The sequence below is a fragment of the Bradyrhizobium sp. AZCC 1577 genome (genome assembly GCF_036924575.1).
GTDB lineage: Bacteria > Pseudomonadota > Alphaproteobacteria > Rhizobiales > Xanthobacteraceae > Bradyrhizobium.
In genome coordinates, this window is record NZ_JAZHRQ010000001.1 from 7590945 (window position 1) to 7609963 (window position 19019).

16 protein-coding genes are annotated in these 19019 nt (G+C 62.9%); 10 read left to right on the forward strand and 6 right to left on the reverse strand.

What is annotated here, in order from left to right; all coding sequences use genetic code 11:
* Positions 1 to 65: 65 nt before the first annotated feature.
* Complete coding sequence (locus tag V1278_RS36065) at positions 66 to 1382, reverse strand: UDP-glucose dehydrogenase family protein (protein ID WP_334366234.1); 1317 nt, start codon at positions 1380 to 1382, stop codon at positions 66 to 68.
* Positions 1383 to 1563: 181 nt separating this feature from the next.
* Between V1278_RS36065 and V1278_RS36070 the strand changes: the two genes are divergently transcribed.
* The 3 genes from V1278_RS36070 to V1278_RS36080 all read left to right on the forward strand — a co-directional run bounded on the left by V1278_RS36070 (position 1564) and on the right by V1278_RS36080 (position 6769).
* On the forward strand, positions 1564 to 2616 hold the full coding sequence (locus tag V1278_RS36070; RefSeq protein ID WP_334383965.1) for an acyltransferase family protein: 1053 nt from the start codon (positions 1564 to 1566) through the stop codon (positions 2614 to 2616).
* Between the two features lie 206 nt (positions 2617 to 2822).
* On the forward strand, positions 2823 to 5870 hold the full coding sequence (polA, locus tag V1278_RS36075; RefSeq protein ID WP_334383966.1) for a DNA polymerase I: 3048 nt from the start codon (positions 2823 to 2825) through the stop codon (positions 5868 to 5870).
* A 263-nt stretch (positions 5871 to 6133) separates the two neighbouring features.
* Entirely contained in the window at positions 6134 to 6769 is a 636-nt protein-coding gene (locus V1278_RS36080; RefSeq protein WP_334383967.1) for a LysE family translocator, read from the forward strand.
* An 81-nt stretch (positions 6770 to 6850) separates the two neighbouring features.
* On the opposite strand, the gene V1278_RS36085 is transcribed toward V1278_RS36080, so the two are convergent.
* Positions 6851 to 7477 carry a glutathione S-transferase family protein gene (locus V1278_RS36085; RefSeq protein WP_065743862.1) on the reverse strand — a complete coding sequence of 209 codons (627 nt, stop codon included), beginning with the start codon at positions 7475 to 7477 and terminating at the stop codon, positions 6851 to 6853.
* 298 nt (positions 7478 to 7775) lie between these two features.
* On the opposite strand from V1278_RS36085, the gene pyrE reads away from it, so the two are divergent.
* Together pyrE and V1278_RS36095 are read left to right on the forward strand one after the other, a co-directional pair.
* The gene (gene pyrE / locus V1278_RS36090) at positions 7776 to 8339 is read left to right on the forward strand and encodes an orotate phosphoribosyltransferase (protein ID WP_334366230.1); all 564 of its coding nucleotides are present in this window, start codon (positions 7776 to 7778) and stop codon (positions 8337 to 8339) included.
* A 109-nt stretch (positions 8340 to 8448) separates the two neighbouring features.
* Complete coding sequence (locus V1278_RS36095) at positions 8449 to 9261, forward strand: DUF2865 domain-containing protein (protein ID WP_442893703.1); 813 nt, start codon at positions 8449 to 8451, stop codon at positions 9259 to 9261.
* Positions 9262 to 9367: 106 nt separating this feature from the next.
* On the opposite strand, the gene V1278_RS36100 is transcribed toward V1278_RS36095, so the two are convergent.
* Both V1278_RS36100 and V1278_RS36105 read right to left on the reverse strand, forming a co-directional pair.
* On the reverse strand, positions 9368 to 9799 hold the full coding sequence (locus V1278_RS36100) for a hypothetical protein (RefSeq protein WP_334366229.1): 432 nt from the start codon (positions 9797 to 9799) through the stop codon (positions 9368 to 9370).
* Positions 9800 to 10054: 255 nt separating this feature from the next.
* Complete coding sequence (locus V1278_RS36105) at positions 10055 to 10285, reverse strand: hypothetical protein (RefSeq protein ID WP_334366228.1); 231 nt, start codon at positions 10283 to 10285, stop codon at positions 10055 to 10057.
* Between the two features lie 242 nt (positions 10286 to 10527).
* Between V1278_RS36105 and V1278_RS36110 the strand changes: the two genes are divergently transcribed.
* The 3 genes from V1278_RS36110 to rocF all read left to right on the forward strand — a co-directional run bounded on the left by V1278_RS36110 (position 10528) and on the right by rocF (position 15211).
* A complete protein-coding gene (locus V1278_RS36110) occupies positions 10528 to 13056 on the forward strand; it encodes a glycogen/starch/alpha-glucan phosphorylase (RefSeq protein ID WP_442893795.1) in 2529 nt (842 codons plus the stop codon).
* A gap of 198 nt (positions 13057 to 13254) precedes the next feature.
* Entirely contained in the window at positions 13255 to 14073 is an 819-nt protein-coding gene (locus tag V1278_RS36115; RefSeq protein WP_334383968.1) for an acyl-CoA thioesterase, read from the forward strand.
* A 136-nt stretch (positions 14074 to 14209) separates the two neighbouring features.
* Positions 14210 to 15211: an arginase gene (gene rocF, locus V1278_RS36120; RefSeq protein WP_334366226.1), complete on the forward strand. Its 1002-nt coding sequence runs from the start codon at positions 14210 to 14212 to the stop codon at positions 15209 to 15211.
* Positions 15212 to 15246: 35 nt separating this feature from the next.
* On the opposite strand, the gene V1278_RS36125 is transcribed toward rocF, so the two are convergent.
* Positions 15247 to 16863, reverse strand: coding sequence for a phosphoenolpyruvate carboxykinase (locus V1278_RS36125; RefSeq protein WP_334383969.1), 1617 nt, complete (start codon positions 16861 to 16863; stop codon positions 15247 to 15249).
* Between the two features lie 115 nt (positions 16864 to 16978).
* On the opposite strand from V1278_RS36125, the gene V1278_RS36130 reads away from it, so the two are divergent.
* On the forward strand, positions 16979 to 17179 hold the full coding sequence (locus V1278_RS36130) for a hypothetical protein (RefSeq protein WP_334383970.1): 201 nt from the start codon (positions 16979 to 16981) through the stop codon (positions 17177 to 17179).
* A gap of 137 nt (positions 17180 to 17316) precedes the next feature.
* Here V1278_RS36130 and V1278_RS36135 read toward each other — a convergent pair whose 3' ends face one another.
* A complete protein-coding gene (locus V1278_RS36135; protein ID WP_334383971.1) occupies positions 17317 to 18051 on the reverse strand; it encodes a HugZ family pyridoxamine 5'-phosphate oxidase in 735 nt (244 codons plus the stop codon).
* A 219-nt stretch (positions 18052 to 18270) separates the two neighbouring features.
* Between V1278_RS36135 and V1278_RS36140 the strand changes: the two genes are divergently transcribed.
* Positions 18271 to 18972 (forward strand): response regulator transcription factor, encoded by a 702-nt coding sequence (locus tag V1278_RS36140; RefSeq protein WP_027541437.1) that lies wholly within the window; start codon positions 18271 to 18273, stop codon positions 18970 to 18972.
* Positions 18973 to 19019 lie beyond the last annotated feature (47 nt).

The following is a 19019-nucleotide window of genomic DNA, read 5'->3' on the forward strand; positions in this document are numbered from 1 at the left end:
CTGATTACGAAGATCGTGCGTACTGGGTACCCCGCCTGCGCAGGGTATGACAACTGTGGTTGCGGCTACACCTTCGGCTCAGGCGCCCGTCCGACACTCTCATACGTGAAGCCCTGCGCGGCCATGTCCTCGGGGCGATAGATGTTGCGCAGGTCGACCACCACGGGCTGCGCCATTTCATTCTTCAGGCGCTCCAGATCAAGCGCACGGAACTGGACCCACTCGGTGACGATCACCAGCGCATCGGCGCCGCGCGCGCATTCGTAGGGGTCGGTGCAATATTCGATCTCGGGCAATTCCTTCTTCGCCTGCTCCATGCCAACCGGATCGTGTGCGCGCACCTTGGCGCCCATGTCGAGGAGACCTGTCACCAGCGGGATCGACGGCGCCTCGCGCATGTCGTCGGTATCGGGTTTGAAGGTGAGGCCGAGCACCGCCACCGTCTTGCCGCGCAGGCCGCCGGTTGCGTTGGAAACCTTGCGCGCCATCGCCCGCTTTCTGATGTCGTTGACGCCGAGCACGGCCTCGACGATGCGGAGCTGCACGTCATGGTCCTGGGCGATCTTGACCAGCGCGCGGGTATCCTTCGGAAAGCAGGAGCCGCCGAAGCCCGGACCGGCATGCAGGAATTTTGAGCCAATGCGGTTGTCGAGCCCGATGCCGCGCGCGACTTGCTGCACGTCGGCGCCGACTTTTTCCGAGAGATCGGCAATCTCGTTGATGAAGGTGATCTTGGTGGCGAGGAACGCGTTGGCCGCGTATTTGATCAGTTCGGCGGTGCGCCGCGCCGTGAACATCAACGGCGCCTGGTTGAGCGACAGCGGCCGGTAGACGTCGCCCAGCACCTTGCGCCCGCGTTCGTCGTCGGTCCCGACCACGATTCGGTCGGGGAATTTGAAGTCGCGGATCGCGGCGCCCTCGCGCAAAAATTCCGGATTGGAGGCGACCACGACGTCGGCCGACGGATTGGCCTCGCGGATCAATCGTTCGACCTCATCGCCTGTGCCGACCGGCACGGTCGATTTGGTGACCACCACGGTGAAGCCGGACAGCGCGGCTGCGATCTCGCGCGCAGCGCTGTAGACGTAGGTGAGGTCGGCATGGCCGTCGCCACGCCGCGAGGGCGTTCCGACGGCGATGAACACGGCGTCGGCTTCCGCCACCGGCGCGCTCAGGTCGGTGGTGAAATCCAGCCGCTTGGCCCTGACGTTGGAGGCCACCAGCGCGTCGAGCCCGGGCTCGAAAATCGGGATCTCACCTCGGCGCAGGGCTTCGATCTTGCCGGCGTCCTTGTCCACGCAGGTGACCTGGTGGCCGAAATCGGCAAAGCAGGCGCCGGATACCAGCCCCACATAGCCCGTGCCAATCATGGCGATTCGCATGAAAACAATCCGTATTTGATGGTTAACGCCAATCCCGATTTTGCGGGCGTCTTAGAGCATTTTTCACCAAAGGGGGAAACCGGAAAAAGCGCCCGATCCCGGCATGTGCTTTGTATGGATAAAGAAGAAAGCAACGGATCGGGCCGAAGATGCGGCCGCCTCGCGCCGAAAAGGGACACCGATGACTTCAAACGGTACATCCGCCGTCACGGAACGCTCCACCCGCATCGACTGGGTGGACTACGCCAAGGGCATCTGCATCATCATGGTGGTGATGATGCATTCGGTGCTGGGGGTCGAAGCGGCGGCCGGCCAGAGCGGCTTCATGCATGCGTTCGTGATGTTCGCAAAACCGTTCCGGATGCCGGATTTCTTCCTGATTTCGGGCCTGTTTCTTGCCGTTGTCATCGACCGTGACTGGCGCACCTATCTCGACCGCAAGGTCCTGCACTTCGCTTATTTCTATGTGCTGTGGGTGACGATCCAGTTCGGCTTCAAGGCTCCTGGCTTCGCCGCTGAATCGGGTTGGCGGCATGTCGGATTCATGTATCTGGAATCCTTCATCGAGCCGTTCGGCACGCTGTGGTTCATTTATTTGTTGCCGGTATTCTTCGTTGTCACAAAATTGTTGCGTGGCGTCCCGCCGCTCGCGATCTGGCTCGCGGCCGCGGCGCTCGAGATGGCGCATATCACGACCGGCTGGACCGTGATCGACGAATTCTGCGGGCGTTTCGTCTATTTCTATTCCGGCTACCTGTTCGCCAACTACGTGTTCGCGTTGTCGGACCGCGCGCGGGCGCGCCCGGCCCTCGCACTCGTGGGCGTCGCGTTGTGGACGCTCGTCAACGGCGCGCTGGTCGTATCCGGCTTTGACGAATGGCCGCTCGTTTCACTGGCGCTCGGCTTTGCGGGCGCCGGCGCCATCATCGTCATGGGCACGCTGCTGGCGCGCATGCAGTGGCTGAATTTCCTGCGCTATTGCGGCGAGCATTCCATCGTCATCTATCTCGCCTTCTTCCTACCGATGGCGGTGACCCGAACGCTGCTTTTGAAGACCGGCCTGATCGCTGATATCGGGATGGTCTCGCTGATCGTGACGGTTGCAGGCGTCGCCGGAGCGGTGGTGATCTGGCGCCTGGCACTGGCGCTGCGGGCGAACTTCCTGTTCGAGCGCCCGGCCGCGTTCTGGATCGTGCCGAAAAAAACCGCACCGGCGCTGCAGCCGGCGGAGTAATCTCTATCGTCGTCCCCTGCGCACGCAGGCCCCATAACCACCGCTCCCCGCGGTTACATCGGCTATCGCCCCGGCCCAGTACAAAACTACTCTCCGGGATTATGGGTCCCTGCGTGCGCAGGGACAACGAAAATTGGCTGTGCGGCAATCCCAAATTACCGCCCGTCAAGGCTGTCAATCCGCGCAAAAATCCCTAAATTTCGGCCATGCCGAAATCAGCCCCCAAAGCCGCGAAACCCGCTCCCGCCAAAGCGCCTGCCAAGGCGCCCGCCAAAGCCCCTGCCAAGGGCGACCATGTCTTCCTGGTCGACGGTTCCGGCTACATTTTCCGCGCCTACCACGCGCTGCCGCCGCTGAACCGCAAATCCGACGGGCTGCAGGTCAATGCCGTGCTCGGCTTCTGCAACATGCTGTGGAAGCTGTTGCGCGAGATGCCCGAGGATAACCGGCCGACGCATCTGGCGGTCGTGTTCGACAAGTCGGAAATCACGTTCCGCAACAAGCTCTATCCCGATTACAAGGCGCACCGGACAGCGGCGCCGGACGATCTGATCCCGCAATTCGCGCTGATCCGCGAGGCGGTGCGGGCGTTCGATCTGCCGTGCCTGGAACAGGTCGGCTTCGAGGCCGATGATCTGATCGCGACCTATGTCCGCATCGCCTGCGAGCGCGGCGCCACCGCCACCATCGTGTCCTCGGACAAGGACCTGATGCAGCTCGTGACCGATTGCGTCACCATGTACGACACCATGAAGGACCGCCGCATCGGCATCCCTGAGGTGATCGAGAAATTCGGCGTACCGCCTGAGAAAGTCGTCGAGGTGCAAGCGCTGGCCGGCGATTCCACCGACAACGTTCCCGGCGTGCCCGGCATTGGCGTCAAGACCGCCGCGCAACTGATCATCGAATATGGCGACCTCGAACAATTGCTGTTCCGGGCCGGCGAGATCAAACAGCCGAAACGGCGCGAGGCACTGCTCGAGAACGCCGAGAAGGCGCGGATCTCGCGGCAATTGGTGCTGCTCGACGACAAGGTCGATCTCGAAGTGCCGCTCGATGACCTTGCCGTGCACGAGCCGGATGCGCGCAAGCTGATCGCCTTCCTCAAGGCGATGGAATTCTCCACCCTTACCCGCCGTGTCGCCGAATATTCGCAGATCGATCCCGCCGATATCGAGCCGGATGCAGGCAACAAGAGCGGCGCCAGTGTGTTCGCGGTGCCGCCATCGGGCAAGAAGCCGGAGGGCTATGAAGGCGCGACGTTGGATAGCCCGCCCGCAGGCAAGGCTGCCACCGCACCGGGCAAGACCGGCGGCGACAAGCAAGACAAGGCGGCGAGCCACAAGGGGACGCCGATTTCGCTGGCGGCAGCCCGCGCGGAGGCCGTGCGAAAACTGCCGGTCGATCGGACCAAGTACCAGACCATCCGCACGTTCGATGAGCTCAATGCCTGGGTTGCGCGGGCCTATGACGCCGGCACGTTTGCGATCGTCGCCAAGGCGAGCTCGGACGATCCAATGCAGGCCGACATCTGCGGCATCGCGCTGGCGCTGGCGCCAAACGACGCCTGCTATATTCCACTCACGCACAAGCAATCCGGCGGCGGCGCAGGCTTGTTTGACGCCGGCCTCGCGCCGGACCAGATCACGGCCGCCGAGGCGCTGGCGGCGCTGCAGCCGCTGTTGGAATCGCCGGGCATTCTCAAGATCGGCTTCGACATCAAGTTCAGCGCCGTGATGCTGGCGCAGCACGGCGTCACCCTGGGCAACGTCGACGACGCGCAATTGATGTCGTACGCGCTCGACGCCGGACGCAATTCACATGCGCTGGGGTCGCTCGCCGAACGTTGGTTTGGCCATGCCGTCACGAGCGAAAGCGAGCTAATCGGCAACGGCAAGAACAAGCTGACCTTCGACCAGGTCGCGATCGACAAGGCGGTCGTCTATTCAGCCGAAAGCGCCGACGTGATCCTGCGGCTGCATCGCGTGCTCAAACCGCGGCTTGCCGCGGAGCACATGATGACGGTCTACGAGACCCTGGAGCGGCCGCTGGTCACCGTGCTGGCGCGGATGGAGCGGCGCGGCATTTCGATTGACCGCCAGGTGCTGTCGCGGTTGTCGGGCGATTTCGCCCAGACCGCGGCGCGCGTCGAGGCCGAGTTGCAGGAGATCGCCGGCGAGCCGATCAATGTCGGCAGCCCCAAACAGATCGGCGACATCATCTTCGGCAAGATGGGCATCCCCGGCGGCACCAAGACCAAGACCGGGGCGTGGTCGACGTCGGCGCAGATTCTCGACGAACTCGCCGAGCAGGGTCATGAATTCCCGAAGAAAATTCTGGAGTGGCGGCAGGTCTCGAAACTGAAATCGACCTATACCGACGCGCTGCCGAATTACGTGCACCCGCAGACCCACCGCGTGCACACGACCTACGCGCTGGCCGCGACCACCACGGGGCGGCTGTCATCCAACGAACCAAACCTGCAGAACATTCCGGTTCGCACCGAGGACGGCCGCAAGATCCGCCGCGCCTTCATCGCGACGCCCGGGCACAAGCTGGTGTCGGCGGACTATTCGCAGATCGAATTGCGGCTGTTGGCCGAAATTGCGGACATCCCCGTTTTGAAGCAGGCGTTCCGCGACGGGCTCGACATTCACGCCATGACGGCGTCCGAAATGTTCGGCGTGCCGATCAAGGACATGCCGGGCGAAGTGCGGCGGCGCGCGAAGGCGATCAATTTCGGCATCATCTATGGCATCTCGGCATTCGGCCTTGCCAACCAGCTCGGCATTGCCCGCGAGGAAGCCTCCGCCTACATCAAGAAGTATTTTGAGCGCTTCCCGGGCATCCGCGCTTACATGGACGAGACGCGGGATTTCTGCCGCACCAACGGCTACGTCACGACGCTATTTGGCCGGAAGATGCACTACCCCGACATAAAGGCCTCCAACGCCTCGGTCCGCTCCTTCAACGAGCGCGCCGCAATCAACGCGCGCCTGCAAGGCACCGCCGCCGACATCATCCGCCGCGCCATGATCCGCATGGAGGACGCGCTGGCGGAGAAAAAGCTGTCGGCGCAGATGCTGTTGCAGGTGCATGACGAGCTGATCTTCGAGGTGCCGGACGACGAAGTGGCGGCGACGCTGCCGGTCGTGCAGCACGTCATGCAGGACGCGCCGTTCCCGGCGGGGGCGCTGTCTGTGCCGCTGCAGGTGGATGCTCGGGCGGCGAATAACTGGGATGAGGCGCATTGATTCTTACCTCTCCCGCTTGCGGGGTCGAGACGAGCGAAGCTCGCTCTTAGGTCGACGCGCGTGAGCGCGGCGGGTGGGGGTTCTCTCCGCGAACTCTGACATCTCTTATGCGGCGACACCCCCACCCCAGCCCTCCCCGCACGCGGGAGAGGGAGCGCACCGCCGATGCAGCTCCATAGAAATGTCCTCGGAGCAATATACGAAATGACATCGCCGCGGCTCGCACGTTAGAAACGTGCGCATTCCTCGCCGCGGGTCCCCCCATGCCTCATCTCCCTACCCTGCTCGGTTTCGCCCTGGTCTCGCTCGGCATGGTGCTGACGCCGGGGCCGAACATGATCTACCTGATCTCGCGCTCGATCACGCAAGGGCCGGCGGCCGGGATCGTGTCGCTGGGCGGCGTCGCGCTCGGGTTTGTGTTTTACATGCTGTGCGCGGCGTTCGGGATCACGGCGCTGTTGTTCGCAGTGCCCTATGCTTACGACGCGTTGCGGTTTGCCGGCGCTGCCTATCTGCTGTGGCTGGCGTGGCAGGCGCTGAAGCCGAACGGGCGTTCGCCGTTTCAGGTGAAGAAGCTGCAAGTCGACGGCCCGCGCAAATTGTTTGCGATGGGCTTCGTCACCAATCTGCTTAATCCGAAGATCGCGATGCTGTATCTGGCGCTGCTGCCGCAGTTCATCGACCCTACGGTGGGAAGCGTGCTGACGCAGTCGCTGGCGCTCGGCGCGATCCAGATCGTGATCAGCGTCAGCGTCAACGCAGTGATCGCACTTGCCGCCGGATCGATCGCAATGTTTCTCGGCTCGCGTCCGACGTGGCTGTTGCTGCAGCGCTGGCTGATGGGAACGGTGCTGGCCGGGCTTGCGGTGAAGATGGCGTTCGAGGCGAAAAAGGCGTGAGCTCCGGCCGTCATCGCCCGGCCTTGTACGCAATTGCGCACAAGGCCGGGCGACGACAATGGTAGGTCGGGACAGCGCGTATCAATCCAGCTTGGCTTCCATGCCGCGCTTGGTCGCCGGGCGGGCCATCATCGCGTTGTACCAGCGCTCGACGTTCGGAAAATCCTTCAGCTCCACCTTGTGACGCGGATGGCGCCAGGCCCAGCCCAGGATGGCGAAGTCGGCGACCGACAAGGCATCGGCGACGAACTCCCGGCCCTCGAGCCTGCGGTCGAGGACGCCGTAGAGCCGGCGGGTTTCGGCCATGAAGCGTTTGAGGCCGTAGGCGCGGTCGGTTTCGTTCTCCAGCGCGATGAAATGATGCACCTGCCCGGGCATCGGACCAAAGCCGCCCATCTGCCACATCAGCCACTCATAGACCGGGATACGCTCGGCCAGCGGCTTGGGCAGGAACTTGCCGGTCTTCTCGCCGAGATAAAGCAGGATCGCACCGGATTCGAAGATGCCGACCGGCTTACCGCCGGGACCGTCGGGATCGACGATCGCCGGGATCTTGTTGTTCGGGCTGAGCTTGAGAAAGGCAGGCGCCATCTGCTCGCCCTTGGTGATGTTCACCGGGATCACCTTGTAGGGCAGCCCCATTTCCTCCAGCGCAACCGAGATCTTGCGGCCGTTCGGCGTGTTCCAGGTGTGCAGTTCGATCGTCATTTTTTGTCATCCCCGCGACCCGTCTCCGCCAAGGCTCCGCCGGGGTTTGCGATAATGGGTCCGCCGGAGCTTTAGCGAAGGCGACAAGCGGGGTATCCAGTACCCCGGAACTTCAGGGCGTTACAACCGCCGCTGCGGAATACGGGGTCATCCGCTGGAGCCTGTCATCGGGCTGCGCGGTGCGCCGACCCGATGGCCGAGACGACATTGTGCCCTGTTGACGGCGTCGGATCGGCGCTAGAATCTGCCCAGCAGCGCCGATAGATTGCGCCCGCCTGAAACCTTCGGGGAAACCGTCTTGTCCAAATCAGCCTCCCGCGCCCGCCTCGCCGAGATCATCCGCAAGCGCTCGTTCGGCCGCGGCGAGATCACGTTGGCCTCGGGCCGCAAGAGCGACTTCTACTTCAACCTCAAGCCGACCATGCTCGACCCCGAAGGTGCGGCACTGTTGGCGGAACTGACCTATGAGGCGCTGAAGGACGACAATCTCGATTTCGTCGGCGGGCTGGAGATGGGCGCGGTCCCACTGGCGGGCGCGATCGCGCAGCTCTCCTGGATCAAGGGCCACCCGATCGCCGCCTTCTTCGTGCGCAAGAAGCCGAAGGAACATGGCGCCCGCCTCGCGGTCGAGGGGCTGGCCAAGGGCGAGACCTTGCAGGGCAAGCGTATCGTGATCGTGGAGGACGTCACCACCACAGGCGGCTCGGCGTTGAAGGCGGTCGAGGCCGTGCGCGAAGCCGGCGGCGAGGTCGTGCTCGTGCTTACGATGGTAGACCGCGAGGAAGGCGCGACCGAAGCCTTTGCCGAGGCAGGGCTTGAGTTTCGTTCGCTGTACAAGGCGGGTGAATTTTTGAAGGGGTGAATAGGTCTTCCCCACCCCCGCTCATCACTCATTTACCATCCGCCGTTAAGGTTACCCGAACTGAAGCCGTCGCGCTTCAGCGCGTTTGTTGCGTTGGGTGGAGTTGGCGTTGCGTACAGAGTTGGCTTTTTCGCGCATGCGGCGCCGCGCGAGGTTTGTTGCCGCAGCGATCCTTTCGGGCGCTCTCCTGCTCGCGCCCGGCAGCGTTTCCGCCGAAGGCCTGTTCGATTTCCTGTTCGGCGGCGCGCAGAAGCAGCAGACGCGGCAAGCGTCACCGCAAGCCAATTTCTTCGCCGATCCGTTCGGCCTCAATCAGCAGCCATCAGCGCCCGCCCCGGCCCCGCGCGTGGCCGGCTCCGGCCCAGCGTTTTGCGTCCGAAGCTGCGACGGCAAATATTTTCCGCTGACCATGCGCGGCACCGCCTCGCCGGTGCAGACCTGCCAGGCGTTCTGCCCGGCCAGCGTCACCAAGGTGTTTTACGGCAGCAACATCGATCACGCGACCGCCAGTAACGGCGAGCGCTATGCCGACAGCGAGAACGCCTACGCCTATCGCAAGGCGCTGAGCGCCGACTGCACCTGCAACGGCCGAAGCCCGTCCGGGCTTGCGCCGGTCGATCTCACGCTCGATACCTCGCTGCGCTCCGGCGATGTCGTCGCCACCACCGACGGCCTGGTGGCCTATACCGGCGTGCGCCTGGGCGCCGACCACACGGCGGAGTTCACGCCGGTCGCCTCCTATCCCGGCCTCACGGCGGATGTCCGCGCCCGGCTCGGCGAAATGAAGGTCGCGCCAGTCAGCGCCGAGATGGTCGCCGGCACCGCGCCGCTGCCCGAAGCACGGCGCGACGACGAACTGCCGACCGCCTCGATCCCGAAGACGGCCGCGCCGAAAGCGGCGAAGCGGGCGGAAGGGCGATAGGGCACCCGCAGTACACCGCAGGGCCCAAACTCAAAATTGCGAAAACAACCCCATGCAAAGTAGCGTGGGCGCCGGCCTCGCAGCATTCACATAGCTGACGCCAGCACTACCGCCCGACGATGACGCCGATCACGTTCGGCGCCGACAGATATTTTTCTTCGATCGCCGCACGCGCCGCGGCGCGGTTTTCCGGCGTCAGCAGGCCGCGCTTCTCGGCGAGAATCATCCAGCAATAGCCCCACCAGTCCGTCAGCATGCCCTGGTCGTCGACGAGATCGTAGCCTGCTTGGGCTGCAAAAATCCGCGCCTGCGCCTCATCCAGCGAATCGAGAAAGGCGTGATCCTCGATCGAAAACAGTTCGTCGCTGAAATCGTCCGTGGTGTAGCCCCACACCGACATGCAGACCGCGTTGAATTCGCGGTCGATCGCGTCGTCGTCGACGAGCTGGCGACGCGAGGCCTGATGCAGACGCGACAATGAGCGCGCGAAATCGGCGATGCGGGTGAGAGCGAACTGATCGAAAGCGATGGTGGACATGTCGTCCTCGCAGAGACTGATAGACCATAGATGTTGTGTCGGCATCGCGCCGAATCACAATGATATATCAAAGACTTGCTAAAGTGTTCTTAATTTGTTCCAGCTTCGTGCCGAAATTTCGCCTATCCGGTTGCCGCGGAATCGAGAATCATGGACGGGGCGCGAGCCAGCCAGATCCGGACGCTGTTGCTGGAAGTGGCCGACGCGAGAACCTTGGGATCGCGCGATGGTATGAACCATCCGCAACTCAATCCTTCACATCGCCGACAACAGCTTGTCGCCGCAATAATTGGCGTAGAATTTTCCGCCGCACTGCCGCTTGATCGCGGCACAACGCGCTTCTGGTGAAGCGCCCTTTGCGACGCTGAACGAGCAGCTTACGCCGTCCGCACTTCTGCCGGTCTTGCCCGCGGCAAAGGCGGCGCTGGTGGCGCTGATGCAGACCATCAACAACGCGGCGGCAGCGATCTCGATCGTCAATCTCATGACAGGCCCTCCCCGTTCTGCTGGCACGCGATTCCTTGAACCCCAATCGGCATCTACCCACCAAGCCCAGCGATCCCTGTACTTTGGTATGGAATTATAACACCAAAAGCCGGCCGCCGGTGCCGCGAAATCGGCCCGGTCCTTGCATAAATTCATACCAGCGCAGTGCACAACATACTCCGGCGTTCTCCGGCGTTTCGATTATCGGACAAGACGCCTATGTTGTGAGTCTCAATGCAGGGATCGACGTGTTGCAGGAACAAATCGCAGGGAACTATCCGGCACTTGGCCAGCCGGTCGACGAGCTCGCGCTCGCCGAGATCAAGGGCGCCATCCTCGCCAAGCTGCGCCTTGCGATCGGCAAGGACGCCGGCATGGCGACGCGTCGCGACTGGTACAAGGCCGCGGCGCTGGCGCTGCGCGACCGCATCGTGCACAGCTGGCTGACGGCCGAAAAGGAGAGCTACGACACGGGCAGCAAACGGGTCTACTACCTCTCGCTCGAATTCCTGATCGGCCGGCTATTCACCGACGCGCTGAACAATATGGGCCTCTTGCCGGTGTTCGAGGCGGCGCTTGGCGATCTCGGCGTCGACCTGGATGATTTGCGCAAATGCGAGCCGGATGCCGCGCTCGGCAATGGCGGTCTCGGACGGCTGGCGGCATGCTTCATGGAAAGCATGGCGACGCTGGCCGTTCCCGCTATCGGCTACGGCATCCGCTACGATTTCGGCCTGTTCCGCCAGATCATTTCGCAAGGCTGGCAGCAGGAATATCCGGACGAATGGCTGAGCTTCGGCAACCCCTGGGAATTCCTGCGGGCAGAGGTGGTCTATCACGTTCATTTCGGCGGCTATGTCGATCACGTCGACGACCACGGGCGCGACCGCGCGACGTGGCGGCCGGCGGAAACCGTGCAGGCCGTCGCCTATGACACGCCGATCGTGGGCTGGCGCGGCCAGCACGTCAACGCGCTGCGGCTATGGTCGGCGCGCTCGCCCGATCCCTTGCGGCTCGACGTCTTCAACACCGGCGACTACCTCGGCGCCGTCGCCGAGGAAGCGCGCGCGGAATCGATCTGCAAATTCCTCTACCCGAACGACGAGAGCCCCGCGGGGCGCGAACTGCGGCTACGGCAGGAATATTTCTTCGTCTCGGCCTCGCTGCAGGACCTGGTCAAGCGGCACCTCGCCTCGGACGGGCAGTTGCGCAATTTGGCAATGAAGGTCGCGGTGCAGCTCAACGACACCCATCCGAGCCTCGCCGTCACCGAGCTGATGCGCATCCTGGTCGATCTGCACAATTTCCGCTGGGACGAGGCGTGGAAGATCACGGTGGCCACATTTTCCTACACCAATCACACGCTGCTGCCGGAAGCGCTGGAGACATGGCCGGTCGAACTGTTCGAGCGGCTGCTGCCGCGGCATCTCGAAATCATCTACCGCATCAACGCTGCGCATCTGGCGCTGGCCGATCAGCGCTGCCCCGGCGACATCGAATATCGCGCGTCGGTGTCGCTGATCGATGAGAAGTCCGGCCGCCGGGTGCGGATGGGGCAGCTCGCCTTCGTCGGCTCGCACCGCATCAACGGCGTGTCGGCGATGCACTCCGACCTGATGAAGGAGACCGTGTTCCACGATCTCAATCATCTCTATCCCGGCCGCATCACCAACAAGACCAACGGCATCACCTTCCGCCGTTGGCTGATGCTGGCCAATCCGAAGCTCACCGGGCTTATGCGCGAGGTCTGCGGCGAGGCCGTGCTCGACGACTTCTCGCTGTTCGAGCGCCTCGAGGCCCACGCCAGCGACAACGCGTTCCAGCAGCGCTTTCGCGAGGTCAAGCATCACAACAAGGTGGCGCTGGCGCGGCTCATCAACGAGCGCCTTGGCGTCAAGATCGATCCGTCGGCATTGTTCGACATCCAGATCAAGCGCATCCACGAATACAAGCGGCAATTGCTCAATGTCGTCGAGACCATTGCGCTGTACCAGGCGATCAAGGACGAGCCGCAGCGCGACTGGGTGCCGCGCGTAAAAATCTTCGCCGGCAAGGCGGCGGCGAGCTATCGCTACGCCAAGCTGATCATCAAGCTGATCAACGATGTCGCCGAAGTCGTCAACAACGACGCTGACGTCGCAGGAAGGCTGAAGGTCGTCTTTCTGGCCGACTACAATGTCAGCCTCGCCGAAGTGATCATTCCGGCCGCCGATCTATCCGAACAGATTTCGACCGCCGGCATGGAAGCCTCCGGTACCGGTAACATGAAGCTGGCGCTGAACGGCGCACTGACGATCGGCACGCTCGACGGCGCCAATATCGAAATCCGCGACCATGTCGGCGCGGAGAATATCGCAATCTTCGGCATGGAGGCCGGCGACGTCATGATCCGGCGCAAGCAGGGCCTGGATGCGACCGATGTGATCAGCCGCTCGCCGCGGCTGGCGCGGGCCATTACGGCAATCGAGAGCGGCGCGTTCTCGCCTGACGATCGCGCCCGTTTCGCCTCGATCAGCCACGCGCTGCGCTATCTCGACCACTACATGGTCTCGGCCGATTTCGATTCCTATTACACGGCGCAGCGCGGCATCGACGCGCGCTGGCAGGTGGTGCCGGCCTGGACCCGCGCCTCGATCCTCAACGTGGCGCGGATGCCGTGGTTCTCCTCCGACCGCACCATCCGCGAATATGCCGAGGATATCTGGAACGTGCCGGTGCGCGCGACGTCGGCCGTGCCGGAAACAAGCGCGCAGCGCGGGGCGACGCGGTAAATCCCGGGGCACGGGAACCATTACCTCAGACGTCATTGAATTCGACCGGATAGTCGCGATACTACGTCCACGTCATTGCGAGGAGCGCAAGCGACGAAGCAATCCATTCCTCCGCTTGCGGCGCGATGGATTGCTTCGCTCCGCTCGCAATGACGGCACTTGCGGCAAGGCTGTCGCCTTTGAAAATCGAAAGTATCCATGCTGACAAAAGCCCCACACCTCTTCGATGATGCGACGCGAGTCACCGCCGGTGACAGTTGCTGGCAAGGCAAGACCAGCCCGGATTACTGGGCCTTTGTCGGCCCGTTCGGCGGCTGCACAGCCGCCACCATCCTGCGCGCGCTGATGGAGCATCCGCAGCGCGCAGGCGATCCGTTGTCGGTCACGGTGAATTTCTGCGCGCCGGTCGCCGAAGGCGGCTTCGATCTCGACGTGCGCCTGGTCAAGGCCAACCGTTCGAGCCAGCATTGGTGCGTGGAGATGACGCAAGGCGGCGGCGATGTTGCGACGCTGGCAACCGCCGTGTTCGCCGAGCGCCGTCCGTCCTGGTCGCACCAGCAGGCAAGATTTCCGGGCGCCACGCCGTTCGAGCAGGCGCGTTCGTTTCCGAACACGCCGATGACCTGGACGCACCAGTATGATTTCCGCTTCGTCGAGGGTGAGCCGAGTTTGTACGGATCGCCTGCCACGGCACCGCTCGATGCGTTCTCTAAACAGTGGATCGGCGACCGCACGCCGCGGAAGATTGACTTGCTGTCGCTGATGTCGATGTCGGATGCGTTCTTCGGACGAGTATTTCTGGCGCGGCGGGAACTGGTCCCGTTCGGCACGGTGTCACTGACGACGTACTTCCATACCGCGTCGGACGATCTCGCGGCCGAGGACATCACGCACATATTGGCGGTGGCCGACGCCAAGATATTCCACCGGAGTTACGGCGATCAGAACGGCGAGCTGTGGTCACCCTCCGGCCGCCTGCTCGCGACCACGACGCAAATCGCGTATTTCAAGGCCTAAGCGGAACATTGGGCCCTTACCTCTCTTGTAGGGGCAAAGGCGCACTTGCGCCGTGCCAACCATCGATTCAATCATTGCATTGAATGGTGGGCACGCTTCGCTTTGCCCACGCTACAGTTTGATCGAGGCTGCCTGCATGTCCGACGCCAACGCTCCCCGCATCGCCCTGCTCGGTGTCCCCCTCGAGATCGGCGCCTCGCAGGCCGGCACGCTGATGGGACCGGCGGCGCTGCGCACCGCAGGCATCGGCCGCATCCTCGATCAACTTGGTTTTGTCGTCGAAGACCATGGCGATATGCTGACGCCGGCCATTGCTCCCGCCGAGGGCCCGCCGCCGGCGAACGCCAAATATTACGACGTGATCAAAACCTGGATCCGCGCGCTCAGCGAGCGTTCGTATTTGCTCGCGCGATCCGGCGCCGTTCCGATCTTCATGGGCGGCGATCACTCGCTCTCGATGGGATCGGTGAACGGCGTCGCACGGCACTGGCAGGAACAGGGCCGGCCGTTGTTCGTGCTGTGGCTCGATGCACATGCCGATTACAACACGCCGCAGACGACCGAGACCGGCAACATGCACGGCATGTCGGCGGCCTTTCTCTGCGGCGAAGACGGCCTCGAGGGCCTGCTCGGCGACGTGCCCCGCGCCTCGATCGGTCCCGAGCGGCTCGATCTGTTCGGCATCCGCTCGATCGATCCGCTGGAGAAAAAGCTGGTGTTCGACCGCCGCGTCGCGATCGCCGACATGCGCGCCATCGACGAGTTCGGCGTCGCCGTCCTGATCCGGCGCGTGATCGAGCGCGTCAGGGCGAGCAACGGGGTGCTGCATTTGAGCTTCGACGTCGATTTTCTCGATCCTGCGGTCGCCCCCGGCGTCGGCACCACGGTACCGGGTGGCGCGACCTATCGCGAAGCGCATCTCATCATGGAGCTGCTGCACGATTCCGGTCTGGTGCGATCAGTCGACGTCGTCGAGCTCAACCCGTTCCTGGACGAACGCGGCCGCACCGCGCGCGTCGCGGTCGAATTGATCAGTAGCCTGTTCGGCCTGCAGATCACCGATCGCCGCACGCCCAGCAACGCGGTCTTTCCGGACAACAGCCAAATTCGTCGGAAAAGCAAAAAGGGCGGCCCATGAAGCCGCCCTTTGGAGCAGTTGCCTGCGTTTGAGCCTTACTCCGCCGCGAGTTTCAAATCCGGCGCGGCGGCGCGAATTTCGGCGTCGACCTGGGCTTCGAACTTGGCAAAGTTCTTCTGGAACATGCCGACCAGTGCGCGCGCAGTCTTGTCGAACTCGGCCTTGTCCTTCCAGGTGTTGACCGGATTGAGGATCTCGCTGGGCACGCCCGGCAGCGCGGTCGGCACCGCAAAACCGAAATACTTGTCGGTTCGGAATTCGACGTTGCGCAACGAACCGTCCAGCGCTGCGGTCAGCAGCGCGCGCGTCACCTTGATCGGCATCCGGCTGCCGGTGCCGTATTTGCCGCCGGTCCAGCCGGTGTTGACCAGCCAGCAATCGACGTTGTGCCTGGCGATCAGTTCGCGCAGCATATTGCCGTAGACGGACGGATCGAGCGGCAGGAACGGCGAGCCGAAGCAGGTGGAGAATTCCGGCTGCGGCTCATTGCCGAGACCGCGCTCGGTGCCGGCGACCTTGGCGGTATAGCCGGACAGGAAATGATACATCGCCTGCGCCGGCGAGAGTTTTGCAATCGGAGGCAATACGCCGAACGCGTCGGCGGCCAGCATCACGACGTTTTTCGGCTGGCCGGCGCGGCCGGTACGCGAAGCGTTCGGGATGAAATCGAGCGGGTAGGCCGAACGGGTGTTTTCGGTCTTCGAGCCGTCGTCGAAGTCAGGTACGCGGGTGCTCTCGTCGAGCACCACGTTCTCGAGCACGGCGCCGAAGCGGCTGCTGGCGGCGAAGATCTGCGGCTCGGCTTCCTTCGACAGCTTGATGCACTTGGCGTAGCAGCCGCCTTCGAAGTTGAAGACGCCGTCGCTGCCCCAGCCATGCTCGTCGTCGCCGATCAGCGTGCGGTTGGGATCGGCCGACAGCGTGGTCTTTCCAGTACCGGACAGGCCGAAGAAGATCGCGGTGTCGCCCTTGGGTCCGACATTGGCCGAGCAGTGCATCGGCAGCACGCCCTTGGCGGGCAGATAATAGTTCAGCGTGGTGAAGACCGACTTCTTCATCTCGCCGGCATAATAAGACCCGCCGATCAGGACGATCTTGCGGGCGAAGTCGATGGCGACGACGTTCTCCGAGCGCACGCCGTGACGTTTGGGGTCGGCGCGGAAGCTCGGCAGGTCGATGATGGTGAGTTCAGGCACGAAATCCTTCAGCGCTTGAGCCTCGGGGCGGATCAAGAGCGTGCGGATGAACAGCGAGTGCCAGGCAAGTTCGGTGAACACGCGCGTCTTGATCTGGAAGCTCGGATCGGCACCGCCGTAAAGATCCTGCGCATACAGCGTCATGCCTTCGGCATGCTTGAGGAAGTCGGCATAGAGCGCAGCAAACTGCTCCGAGGTGATCGACTGGTTACCGGCCCACCACATGTTCTTGTCGGTGGTCGCATCACGCACCGTGAACTTGTCCTTGGGACTGCGGCCGGTGAATTCACCGGTGTCCGCGCAGAGCGCGCCGTCGGCCGACAACACGGCCTCGCCGGCCGTGAGTGAATGTTGATAAAGCTGCGGCGCGCCGAGATTCCAGTGCACCGTCTTGAGATTTTTTAAGCCGAATTTGTCGGCGCCGAAGGCACCGTTGCGTAGACCCGTCTCTTGCACGAAGAAAGTCCTCCTCGAACCCGCGTTACTCGAATCGCGCGCATGTCGCTTGACGCGCTCTGTCGCGGTGACCCTGAATTATAGCCTGCCGGCCTCGGTCCGGCGACCTATATTGATGAACGCCGTGCTTGCCAAGCCGATCCACGCGATTTGGTTTATTCCAGCGCGGAAGGTTGATTTGTATCAATCGCTTGCTGCACTGCTTTGCGCTGGTTTGCCCTCTTGGTTGCGCGACCATCCGCCGTTGACTGGATCGGCCGGCAATTGCTGCGTCGCACCATCAGAACATTTCAGCGTGCGGAGCGTGTTTTCATGACGAAGCTTTCCGCCCGTGACCGCGAACTGCACCATCGCTTCGATTTACGGCAGCAGCGCCTGAATCTTCTTACTGTCATCGGCGATGAATTCGACGGTGCGGCGTAGTTGCTCCGTGATGGCAAGCGTTAACTCTTGTTAGCCCTTGCCCCGCGCCTCGCCCGCCAGCCGCACGAGCATCTTGCGCAACGCCATGGCGCTGGTGACCCGTGCCGGGAAATCGAGCCGCAGCGTCGCGGAGCCGGCCTGCATGTCCATGCCGTCGGGGTCGCAACCGGTGCAGCGCCAGTCCGCGGACTCGGCGCCCAGCAGTTTGGTCGCGTAGAGGTTCATCGCCTCGCGGTGATCCTCATTCATATGCTCGACAGCGTTTTGCTCGGCTTCCTGCAAATCGGCGGCATCGTCGATCTCGGTCATGAACTGCTCGGGCCTGAGGTCGATGATGCGGCCGAAACCCGCGACCAGATGCAGGCCTGATGGGACGATCCGAAAGAACGAGAAGTCCTTGAAATCTACAAACGCTTCAGCCGATGGATGAGCGTTAAGATAGCGCCGGCGCAGGATTTTCGCAGCTTCCCCTTGGGCCTCCTCGGCCCCTCCTGCAAGCATGATTCGTGCGCCCTCCAGCGGATCGCCGGCGGCACGTTCGTCCAGCATCAGCGATACCCTGCCATCGTTGAGGATGTTTTTTGTATGCAGCGCCAGCCGCGAAAGCAGCAGAATCGGCGACGCATCGGCATGGCTAGCGACGTTCACCCGCGAGCAATAGGGATCGCCACTTTCGGGCATAAGCGTGGCCAATGCGCCCTGCCGGCTACGCCTAAGCAGCGATCGGGCCAGTTTGGAAGCATCAAAATCTGCGGTCGGCTGCATGGTTCCTTTCCGGCCATCTTATTGCAAAAAGGGCCTTTTCTCAGCGGGTCAGGGTGCTATATGGGGGCCGCGCGTCTCCTTGGGGGAGCGTTTTGCGGAACTCGGTCACACTTCAGCCCAGCTTGCATTGCTCGTTGACTGTGTACGAAGCCCATTTATGCGGCGTCTGGCTCAAGTGCCCGCCGTTTAAGCCACTCTCTTATTCGAAAGCAGAGGCTCATGCCCACAATCGCCCTGGTCGATGATGACCGCAACATTCTCACTTCCGTATCGATCGCGCTCGAAGCCGAAGGCTATCGCATCATGACCTATACGGATGGTGCCTCGGCGCTGGACGGCTTCCGTACCTCGCCGCCGGACCTTGCGATCCTCGATATCAAGATGCCGCGCATGGACGGCATGGAAACGCTACGCCGGTTGCGGCAGAAGTCCGATCTGCCGGTGATCTTCTTAACGTCCAAAGACGAAGAGATCGACGAATTGTTCGGCCTCAAGATGGGCGCCGACGATTTCATCCGCAAGCCGTTCTCGCAGCGCCTCTTGGTCGAGCGGGTCAAGGCCGTGCTTCGCCGCGGCCAGCCCAAGGATCCGACCGCCGTTCCGAAGGAGCCGGATGCACGCGCGCTGGACCGCGGCCTGTTGCGGATGGACCCGGAGCGTCACACTTGCACCTGGAAGAACGAGCCGGTGACGCTGACGGTGACGGAGTTCTTGATCCTGCAGGCGCTGGCCACGCGGCCCGGTGTGGTGAAGAGCCGCAACGCGCTGATGGATGCGGCCTATGACGACCAGGTCTATGTCGACGACCGCACCATCGACAGCCACATCAAGCGGCTGCGCAAGAAGTTCAAGGTGGTCGACGACGATTTCGAGATGATCGAGACGCTGTATGGCGTCGGCTATCGCTTCAAGGAAGCCTGATCTGCGTTTTCGGGCGGAAGTGTTAACTGACACGTCCGCCCGTTCGG

What these genes read in the sequence shown, in the direction of transcription:
- V1278_RS36065 (WP_334366234.1), bottom strand. Translation starts at nt 1,382, where the DNA reads ATGCGAATCGCCATGATTGGCACGGGCTATGTGGGGCTGGTATCCGGC.
- V1278_RS36070 (WP_334383965.1), top strand. Translation starts at nt 1,564, where the DNA reads ATGACTTCAAACGGTACATCCGCCGTCACGGAACGCTCCACCCGCATC.
- polA (WP_334383966.1), top strand. Translation starts at nt 2,823, where the DNA reads ATGCCGAAATCAGCCCCCAAAGCCGCGAAACCCGCTCCCGCCAAAGCG.
- V1278_RS36080 (WP_334383967.1), top strand. Translation starts at nt 6,134, where the DNA reads ATGCCTCATCTCCCTACCCTGCTCGGTTTCGCCCTGGTCTCGCTCGGC.
- V1278_RS36085 (WP_065743862.1), bottom strand. Translation starts at nt 7,477, where the DNA reads ATGACGATCGAACTGCACACCTGGAACACGCCGAACGGCCGCAAGATC.
- V1278_RS36100 (WP_334366229.1), bottom strand. Translation starts at nt 9,799, where the DNA reads ATGTCCACCATCGCTTTCGATCAGTTCGCTCTCACCCGCATCGCCGAT.
- V1278_RS36105 (WP_334366228.1), bottom strand. Translation starts at nt 10,285, where the DNA reads ATGAGATTGACGATCGAGATCGCTGCCGCCGCGTTGTTGATGGTCTGC.
- V1278_RS36115 (WP_334383968.1), top strand. Translation starts at nt 13,255, where the DNA reads ATGCTGACAAAAGCCCCACACCTCTTCGATGATGCGACGCGAGTCACC.
- rocF (WP_334366226.1), top strand. Translation starts at nt 14,210, where the DNA reads ATGTCCGACGCCAACGCTCCCCGCATCGCCCTGCTCGGTGTCCCCCTC.
- V1278_RS36130 (WP_334383970.1), top strand. Translation starts at nt 16,979, where the DNA reads ATGAACGCCGTGCTTGCCAAGCCGATCCACGCGATTTGGTTTATTCCA.
- V1278_RS36135 (WP_334383971.1), bottom strand. Translation starts at nt 18,051, where the DNA reads ATGCAGCCGACCGCAGATTTTGATGCTTCCAAACTGGCCCGATCGCTG.
- V1278_RS36140 (WP_027541437.1), top strand. Translation starts at nt 18,271, where the DNA reads ATGCCCACAATCGCCCTGGTCGATGATGACCGCAACATTCTCACTTCC.